The sequence below is a fragment of the uncultured Nocardioides sp. genome (assembly GCF_902805925.1).
GTDB lineage: Bacteria > Actinomycetota > Actinomycetes > Propionibacteriales > Nocardioidaceae > Nocardioides.
Window position 1 is genome coordinate 1 of record NZ_CADCUP010000135.1, and the last position, 6,414, is coordinate 6,414.

The 6,414-nt window shown below is 73.3% G+C and carries 9 protein-coding genes and 1 riboswitch; of the genes, 4 read left to right on the forward strand and 5 right to left on the reverse strand.

Annotation, left to right across the window (positions count from 1 at the left end; genetic code table 11):
• Both QZX64_RS09795 and fabG read right to left on the reverse strand, forming a co-directional pair.
• Positions 1-209, reverse strand: a 209-nt coding sequence (locus tag QZX64_RS09795; protein ID WP_295658892.1) for a hypothetical protein, incomplete at its 3' end; no start/stop codon positions are given.
• 5 nt (positions 210-214) lie between these two features.
• Positions 215-382, reverse strand: a riboswitch (cyclic di-AMP (ydaO/yuaA leader).
• Positions 383-475: 93 nt separating this feature from the next.
• Positions 476-1,234 (reverse strand): SDR family NAD(P)-dependent oxidoreductase, encoded by a 759-nt coding sequence (gene fabG / locus QZX64_RS09800; protein ID WP_295658895.1) that lies wholly within the window; start codon positions 1,232-1,234, stop codon positions 476-478.
• 87 nt (positions 1,235-1,321) lie between these two features.
• Here fabG and QZX64_RS09805 point away from each other — a divergent pair, with 87 nt between their 5' ends.
• A complete protein-coding gene (locus tag QZX64_RS09805; protein ID WP_295658898.1) occupies positions 1,322-2,350 on the forward strand; it encodes a phosphatase PAP2 family protein in 1,029 nt (342 codons plus the stop codon).
• On the opposite strand, the gene QZX64_RS09810 is transcribed toward QZX64_RS09805, so the two are convergent.
• Positions 2,320-2,727, reverse strand: a complete 408-nt coding sequence (locus QZX64_RS09810; RefSeq protein ID WP_295658901.1) for an HIT family protein — start codon at positions 2,725-2,727, stop codon at positions 2,320-2,322. The genes QZX64_RS09805 and QZX64_RS09810 overlap by 31 nt on opposite strands.
• Before the next feature lie 11 nt (positions 2,728-2,738).
• Positions 2,739-3,473 (reverse strand): VOC family protein, encoded by a 735-nt coding sequence (locus QZX64_RS09815; protein WP_295658903.1) that lies wholly within the window; start codon positions 3,471-3,473, stop codon positions 2,739-2,741.
• A 42-nt stretch (positions 3,474-3,515) separates the two neighbouring features.
• Between QZX64_RS09815 and QZX64_RS09820 the strand changes: the two genes are divergently transcribed.
• Complete coding sequence (locus QZX64_RS09820; RefSeq protein WP_295658907.1) at positions 3,516-4,094, forward strand: TIGR03086 family metal-binding protein; 579 nt, start codon at positions 3,516-3,518, stop codon at positions 4,092-4,094.
• A 6-nt stretch (positions 4,095-4,100) separates the two neighbouring features.
• On the opposite strand, the gene QZX64_RS09825 is transcribed toward QZX64_RS09820, so the two are convergent.
• Positions 4,101-5,477, reverse strand: a complete 1,377-nt coding sequence (locus QZX64_RS09825; protein ID WP_295658910.1) for an Ig-like domain repeat protein — start codon at positions 5,475-5,477, stop codon at positions 4,101-4,103.
• Positions 5,478-5,525: 48 nt separating this feature from the next.
• Here QZX64_RS09825 and QZX64_RS09830 point away from each other — a divergent pair, with 48 nt between their 5' ends.
• Both QZX64_RS09830 and QZX64_RS09835 read left to right on the forward strand, forming a co-directional pair.
• A complete protein-coding gene (locus tag QZX64_RS09830) occupies positions 5,526-5,867 on the forward strand; it encodes a TraR/DksA C4-type zinc finger protein (RefSeq protein WP_295658912.1) in 342 nt (113 codons plus the stop codon).
• Positions 5,868-6,202: 335 nt separating this feature from the next.
• On the forward strand, positions 6,203-6,414 hold a 212-nt coding region (locus QZX64_RS09835), incomplete at its 3' end, for a hypothetical protein (RefSeq protein ID WP_295658920.1).

The window sequence follows — 6,414 nt, forward strand, 5'->3', positions numbered from 1 at the left end:
TAGCCGTCACCGCGCTGACCCAGGGCGACGCCCGCGGCGCGGAGGACCTGCTTGTTGACGGTCTGCTTCTTCTTGACCTGCTTGGAGATCTTGTGGTCGCCGGCCTTCGCGGTGGAGGCCGCGCCGACCTGGGTGCTCGTGCCGAGCACGAGGCCCAGCGAGAGGATCATGAGCGCGCAGAGGCGCAGCATGCGAGTGGTCGCAGGCATGGTTGGGTTCCTTTCCCACGCCTGTGAGGTGAGCTGTCGGGTTGGAGCTGGAAAGTGCTCCGTCACTCACGTGACTTCACCCCGAGCCGTCCGCGGTGCTGCTGCGGACCGGCGGTGGAACCTGTGGGTCCCCCACTCCTGCCCCTGAGTTCTGGTCTCGGGGGACGTCGCGCGGTGGGGCAGGACTCGGCGTACCGCGGACGGTGGTGCAACCCAGGACTGTAGACAGGCGGCGGGGTGGAAGTCCACCCGCGCGCTGACCGCACTCAGCTCACGAGCTTGGCGCCCCCGTCGACGTACAGCGTCTGGCCGGTGATGTACGACGCCTCGTCGCTGCACAGGAAGGCCGCGGCCGCGGCGATGTCCTCGGGGAAGCCGACGCGTCTGACCGGATTGCGCTCGGCGGTCCTGGCACGGAGCTCCTCGACGGGGACGCCGAGGCGGGCGGCGGTGGCGTCGGTCATCTCGGTGGCGATGAAGCCGGGGGCGATCGCGTTGGCGTTGACGCCGTAGGGGCCGAGCTCGATGCCGAGGGTGCGGGTGAAGCCCTGCACGCCCATCTTCGCCGCGGCGTAGTTGGCCTGGCCGCGGTTGCCCAGCGCGGAGACGCTGGAGAGGTTCACGATCTTGCCGTACCTCTGGGGCACGAAGTGCCTCTGGGCCGCCCTGGTCATCAAGAACGCGCCCTTGAGGTGGACGCCCATGACGAGGTCCCAGTCGTCCTCGGACATCTTGAACAGCAGGTTGTCCCGGGTGACGCCGGCGTTGTTGACGAGGATGTGCAGGCCTCCGAGCTCGGCGACGACGCGCTCGACGGCGGCGTCGACGGCGGCGGAGTCGCTCACGTCGCAGCAGATGCCCAGGTGCCCCTCGCCGAGCTCCTGCGCCGCCTGCGAGGCGGCCGCCTCGTCGAGGTCGAGGACGGCGACCCTCGCGCCCTCCTCGACGAAGCGCCGGGCGCACCCGTTGCCGATGCCGCGTGCGGCTCCGGTGATGACCGCGACGCGTCCCTCGAAGCGACCCATGCTGACTCCTCGTGCGTTGGGAGGGCGCGCTGCGGCCCCGGCGGAAATCGGCTCCACCCTAGACCGCTGAAGCCCTAGGCTGGCCGGGTGGGCCAGCCCGATTTCCGCTTCGCCGGGGTCCTCGGCGCCGTCATGGTGATCGCCATGATGACCGTCTCCGCCGGCTGGGACCTCCCCGTCCGGGACCCCGACGGCGTCGTCGTGCCGACCTACGTGCGGCTGCCGCTGATCGTCCTCGCGGCGCTCGCCCTCGACGTCGTGCCGAGGGCGATCGCGCGGCGCGAGTCGGTGGTGACGATCACCCGCGAGCGGTGGGACCGCACCCAGTGGGCGTTCGCGCTCGGCGGGGTCGTCACGTGGTACGCCACCTACGCGGCGTTCCGCAACCTCAAGAGCTACGTGCCCTTCGTCAACGACCGGCTCTGGGACAACGAGCTGGCCTCCCTCGACCGCTGGCTGTGGCTGGGCAACGACCCGGCCGAGGTCCTGCACCAGTGGCTGGGCACCTCGTGGACGGCGGAGCTCCTCTCCCTCGTCTACGTCGCCTGGATCGTGCTGGTGCCCACCACCCTGGGCGTGGCCCTGGTGTGGACCCGGCACCGCGCGGCCGGGTCGTGGTTCGTCACTGCCGTGGCCGTCGACTGGGCGCTGGGCGTGGCGACGTACTTCGCGATGCCCTCGCTCGGCCCGGTCTACTCGGCGCCGCGGGAGTTCACCGACATCGATCACACCATGGTGACCTCGCTGCAGGAGTCGATGATGGGCGACCGGGTGGAGGTGCTCGCCGACCCGTTCGCGACCGGCGCCGTGCAGACCATCGCGGCGTTCGCCTCGCTGCACGTCGCGATCATGGTGACGATGGTGCTGATCGCCCAACTCGTCCGGCTCCCGCGGTGGATCCTGGTGTCGAGCCACGTGTTCCTGGTGCTGACGGTGATCTCGACGGTCTACCTGGGCTGGCACTTCTTCGTCGATGCGATCGCCGGGGCCGCGCTCGGTGCGGCGGGCGTGTGGATCGCGGCCCTGGCCACCGGGAACGTCGAGGCCGGGCGACCGCGCCTGCGCCAGGAGGTGCCGCGGCCCCGTCAGAGGACGGACCGCACCTTCTCGGCATAGGACGCCGCCTCGCCGGCGGCGTACCTCGTGCGCGGCCAGAAGAAGCCGCGCAGCCCGTCGCCCCGGGTGCGGGGCACCACGTGCAGGTGCAGGTGCGGCACCGACTGCGACACCGTGTTGTTGACGGCCACGAACGACCCTTGGGCGCCGAGCCCCTCGACCATGGCCGTGCACAGCCGCTGACCGCGCTCGACGAACGGGTCGCGGAGCCGTGCCGGCAGGTCGGGCAGCGTCGCCACGTGCTCGCGCGGCACCAGCAGCACGTGGCCGCGGAACACCGGCCGGGTGTCGAGGAACGCGACGAAGTCGTCGTCCTCCAGCACCCGCTCGGCCTCGGCGCTCCCCGCCACGATGGCGCAGAAGACGCAGTCCCTCACCCCGGCGGCCATCACCGCACCGCGTGGTCGGTGACGCAGTAGGTCATCCCGGCCGGGTCCCGCATCACCGTCCAGCCGTCGAAGACCTGCTGCACCGTCGCGCCGAGCGCCTCGTGGCGGGCGACCTCGACGGGGCGGCCGCCCGCGGACGTGCCGAGGTCGAGATGGGCCGAGGTCGGCTCGTCCCCGTCGTCGCGCCGCTGCATCAGGAGCTGGAGCGGGTGGGCGGCGGGCGCCCCGATCCGGGCGAACTCCGGGCGGCCCTCCCGGTCGTGCACCGGCCAGCCGGTGGTCGCCGACCAGAACGCCAGCTCGTCGTCGTACGCCGCGGGGGCGATGTCGATGCACACCTGGTCGACCAGGCTCGCGTGCCCGCCGGGCCAGGTGCGGGGCGCCGACCGCCTCGAGGCGGGGTGGGAGACGAAGCAGAGCGACAGGCCGCCGGGCGAGGTCATGTTGACGAAGCCGTGGTCGGCGACCTCGCGGGCGCCGCGCTCGGCCGCCTCGTCGGCGGCGTCCCTGGGGTCCTCGACGTGGACGTCGAGGTGGAGGCGCGGCGGTCCGTCGCCGACCCGCTGCAGGCGCAGGTGGACGTCGCCGTCGTCGGGCACGAACGAGGCGAACTCGCCGTCCGGGCCCCTCGGGTCGGAGAGGGTCGTGCCCGTCACCCCGGTCCAGAACTCGGCCGTGCGGGCGTGGCCGGCGGCGGGCACGTCGAGGAAGGCACTCATCCAGAACGGCGTCATCGCCCGAGACTACGACGCCCCGACCGTGCCATCGTGAGGGCCATGATCGACCTCACCGCGACCACCGACCGCACCCGCGCCGTCGCCGTCGGCATCGCCGAGGACCAGCTCGACGCCCCCACACCCACCGGCAGCACCGTCGGTGAGATGGTCCAGCACCTGATGGGCCTCTGCGTCGCCTTCCGCGACGCCGCGGCCAAGGTGGACGGGCCGACCACGTCGACGCCCCCGGGCCCGGTGAGCGAGCCGTTGCCCGACGACTGGCGCACCCGGGTCGACGGGCTGCTCGGCGAGCTCGCGGCCGCCTGGCAGGACGCTGCCGCCTGGGACGGCGCGACGCGGGCCGGTGGGGTCGACCTGCCGGGCGAGGTCGCCGGCCTGGTGGCCCTCGACGAGGTGCTGCTGCACGGCTGGGACCTCGCCGTGGCGACCGGTCAGCCGTACGAGCCGACCGACGCCGAGTGCGAGGCGGTGGTGCCCGTGGTCTCTCCCGAGCCGGGCGACCCCGACGGCTCAGGACGCGGCGACCTGTTCGGACCCGTGATCGAGGTCCCCGACGACGCGCCGGCCTTCGACCGGGTCCTGGGCCTCGCCGGGCGCGACCCCCGGTGGACGCCCTGAGCCGGGTCAGTGGCAGGTGCCGGCACAGGCCGGCCCGCGGAGGTCCTGCACGATCCGGCCCCCCGAGCGGGCGTCGAAGTGCTGGGAGTCGCCGGTGCCGTAGGTCCAGCTGAACCCGTGGCGCCGCATCAGCCGCACCACCGGGTGGCTGCCGGAGCGCCAGGCCACCTTGGGGTCGCTGCGCGGCTGCCACCACGCGTTGGGCACCAGGCCGGTGGCCGAGCGGAACGGGTTCTCCCACGTGTTGACGTCGAGCGAGCGGCCCCACGAGTGCGGTGAGCGCACACCCGGCCGGTTGACGACGTTGCGGCAGTTGAACGCCGAGGTGTTGCCGGCGGCCATCGAGGCGTAGTCGTTGCCACCGCGTAGGCGGGGCGACCAGCCGAAGCGATCGACGCGGTACATCGCGCGGATCGGGAACCGGCGCGCGTACATCTCGCTGAGCGCCCCGACGAACTGGCCGGTGGCGCCGGCGTTGACGACCAGCTCGCCGCGGTGGCGGTAGCCGTCGTACCCCCAGTAGTTGACGCGCAGCAGCCGCAGCCCGGCCCGGCCCACCGGGCAGCCGGGGTGCCAGCTGATGCCGGTCATCTGGTCCCAGGTGCGGTCGGGGATCGGCGTGACCACGGGGTTCGGTCCGCCCCCCACCGCGCGCTGCTGCGGCGGGAGCGTGATGCGGGGCCTGGGGGCGCCACGGGGCAGCGAGACCGGCTTGATCGGGGGCCTGTTGTCGATGCGTCGGACCGACGACGTGGCGCCCTCCACCCAGTCGAGGAGGGTCGCGACCACCCGGATCCGCACGTCGGTGCGCGGTGCGTAGGCCACCCGCGCCCGCCCGGCGGCGTCGGTGGTGAGGCGCTGGAGGGGCACCCAGCGGCCCCGGCGCCGCTGCTGCAGCTCGACGCGTCCGGCCACGCCTTCCCCGGAGTCGGCGCGCCAGGTGACCGCCACCTCGACGCTCCGCTCGTCGACGACCTTGCGCGGGGCGTCCAGCGCCAGGGTGCTCGTGCGGCGGACCAGGGCGACCGGCACGTCGGGCGAGACCGAGGGCGCGTACGTCGCGTCGCCGGCGTACGACGCCCGGAAGACGTTGTCCCCCACCGACCGGGCCAGCGGTGCGGCGAGGACGGCACGGCCCTGCGGGTCGGTGACGACCTGCCCCACCGCTCCCCAGGCACCGGCGACCGCCCGCTCGACGGTCACCGTGACGCCGGCGAGCGGCGCACCGGCCGCGTCGGTGACCGTGACCGTGACCGTGGCCGCCTCCCCTGCCCTGGCGGCGGTGCCGGTCAGGGACGTCACCGTGGCGACCACGGCCTGCGCCGATGGGGCGAACGGGAGCAGCACCGCACACAACGCAACCACGAGCAACCCACGCACCATGGCGTCATGGTCACACGCCCGGCCAGGGGTCCTTGGTAGAAACGCAGCGTGACCGACCCCGGCCCCACCCTCGACGCGCTCCGCCGCGAGGTCGTGTCCCGCCTGGCGACGCTGACCGACCAGTACGCCGAGGTGGTGGCCTCCTCCCGCGACACCAACGCCGACGACGAGCACGACCCGGAGGGCGCGACCATCGCCTTCGAGCGCTCGCAGGTCGGGGCGCTGGCGCGGCATGCCCGGGCCCGGCTGGCCGAGATCGACGCCGCGCTCGCGCGACTGGAGGCGGGAACCTACGGGACGTGCGTGGTGTGCGGCCTCCCGGTTCAGCCCGAGCGCCTCGAGGTCCGCCCCACGGCCGACACGCACGTGTCGTGCGCGGGTCGGCGATAGGCCGCCCGGACACCGTCGCTGGCGGGGGTTGGTGCGCGGGTTGGGTCCGGTGGAGCGCCGGCGACGGGCCTCGAGACAAGGCCCGATCGACATCGGGATCGGTCGTCCACCGGTCTCCGCGCGTTCGGCGGTGCTTCCCGGGCGGTCGGGCGAGGCACTGGATGGCGGCGCGGCGCAGCCAGGACATGGCGTCATCTCGTGCAGGTGGCGGTGGCTGGGCACTCGTGTGGAGCCCATACCGAGCTGATCCCCCGTCATAGAGGCGCCCCGATCCGTCGTCCACAGGCCCTCCTTGCGCGCCCCGAACTGTCGGTGGTCCCTGGTTGACTTCTCCTATGGCGATCACGACGAGCGACCTTCCCGACACCGCTGCTGCGGTGCTCGGCTACGCCCGCTCGCGTCGTGCTCTGGCTGATGCTGCGGAGGCGGATCTGTTGGTGGCGGCGTGTCAGTGGGCCGATTTGCACCCCGCGTCCGAGGACTCCGCCGCGACCTTCACCATGCCCGGTGGTGGTGAGCACGAGGAGCCGGTCGCCGGTGCGGGTGC